The organism is Stutzerimonas kunmingensis (genome assembly GCF_032106285.1).
GTDB classification, from domain to species: domain Bacteria; phylum Pseudomonadota; class Gammaproteobacteria; order Pseudomonadales; family Pseudomonadaceae; genus Stutzerimonas; species Stutzerimonas kunmingensis_B.
On the sequence record NZ_DAMCPO010000068.1, the window covers coordinates 1 to 1,805 of the forward strand.

The window sequence follows — 1,805 nt, forward strand, 5'->3', positions numbered from 1 at the left end:
AATCGTGACTGATATTGTCGAAGCAGCCTCGAATGTCACCTTCAAGCACCCAATGCGCCGAACCACGTTTCGCTAGTGCATTGAAGCAGTGTGCGATTGCATCGGCAGTGGATCGCTGCGGCCGAAATCCATAGGAGTTGGGATCTGCACGCGTTTCGGCAACCGGCTCAAGTGCCAGTTTCCACAGCGCCTGCATCGCACGATCCCGCATCGTTGGAATCCCCAGCGGACGCTTCTTGCCATTGCTTTTGGGTATGTAGATGCGTCTCAGCGGTTGAGGCCGATAGCCCCGATGCTGTAACGCTTGTGCTCCCGTCGATTTGGCCACCGGAGTCGACCAGATCTTGCCATCAACGCCCGGTGTTCTCTTGCCTCTGTTTTCCGTCACTCGCTTCACGGCCAACATTTTGCCGCTGAACGAGCGAGTCAGCAGTCGCTGCAAGGCTTGCACCTTGCCCCACCTGCCTTCTCGTGTTGCCTTGGCGATACGGACCTGGAGTCGTTTCACTTGCGACTCGATCTGGTTCCAGTGTTGGGGCCAGGCCGATATGAAGTTCGAAGGCGCACCAGTGCTCGCCGTTGCTTGCGCATTGGGTGCGAGCACTGCCATCTGCTTTCCTCCGTGCAACGATTGATCAGGTTTTCTCGCCATGGAAGACCGTGTGGAAGTCTGCTCGCTTTCGCGCCAGATGATGTTTCAATCTGTATTCACCCCATTACAGGGTGACCTTCGCTTTTTCCACATTCCTTTACCCGCAGCATCAACAGCTTGCTTTACAGCTCACCTGCCGAAGTCGGCAACGCTACGGGCTTACCCTGTTCCGCATGGATTTCCGAACGGGTCGGGCTCCTCGATTTCGCCGGCGGCACCACATCCACGAGGGGCTATCGGTAAGAGCCCCTGCCTGGCCGCGCACCTTTTGGTACAAGCCTGTCAGCATCTTTGGCTTGGCTACTATGACGACGTTTATATGAGGTTCACTTGTGTTAGCCGTACCTGTTCATCCCTAGCGCCTCTCCGCCTTGATGCTGGCAGATTCAGTCTGGCCTCGCGGTTCGACCTACCGAAATATCGGCGGTTACATTGTCCCCAGAGCTTCAGACCCGGCTGTTACCGGCCACGCCTGTCTGGGTAGGGAACGAGTGGTGGAACAGTCGGTTCCGTCGGGCGTTAACCTGCGGAACAGAAACCCATGCGACTTTCAGGTCGCACTGCCAAAGTAATACTGGTTCCCTTTCTTGCTCTGGTGCATTTCCGGGTCGCGCTTGCCGTCCTGGTTCTTGGTCGAGCTGGGCGCGTGGATCAGTGTGGCATCGACGATAGTGCCCTGGCGCAGCGACAGGCCGCGATCCCCCAGGTAGCCATTGATTACGCCGAGGATGCCGGCTGCCAGCTCATGTTTCTCCAGCAAGCGACGGAAGTTGAGGATGGTGGTTTCGTCGGGAATGCGCTCCAGGCTCAGCCCGGCGAACTGACGCAGGAGGGTCGTCTCGTAGAGCGCTTCTTCCATGGCCGGGTCGCTGTAGCCGAACCAGTTCTGCATCAGATGGATACGTAACATGGCCATCAGCGGATAGGCTGGACGACCACCTTCACCCTTTGGGTAGTGTGGCTCGATCAGGGCAATCAATCCCTTCCACGGCACCACCTGATCCATCTCGATCAGGAACAATTCCTTACGGGTCTGCTTGCGCTTGCCGGCGTACTCGGCGTCGGCGAAGGTCATCTGCTTCATGGAAAAACTCGGCTGGCGGGATCGGCGTATTTCACCAGATTCGGGAAGTCTTTTTCAGACCTTCCCTAG

At 57.3% G+C, this 1,805-nt stretch carries 1 protein-coding gene and 1 pseudogene; both read right to left on the reverse strand.

Translation table 11 applies throughout. The features are described 5' to 3' along the window. Positions 1 to 610: reverse transcriptase N-terminal domain-containing protein (locus tag RT582_RS22395; protein ID WP_313480093.1), on the reverse strand; the 610-nt coding region annotated here is incomplete at its 3' end. 604 nt (positions 611 to 1,214) lie between these two features. Then, positions 1,215 to 1,736: pseudogene (locus RT582_RS22400) on the reverse strand (IS5-like element ISPa16 family transposase); the annotation flags it as partial. Positions 1,737 to 1,805 lie beyond the last annotated feature (69 nt).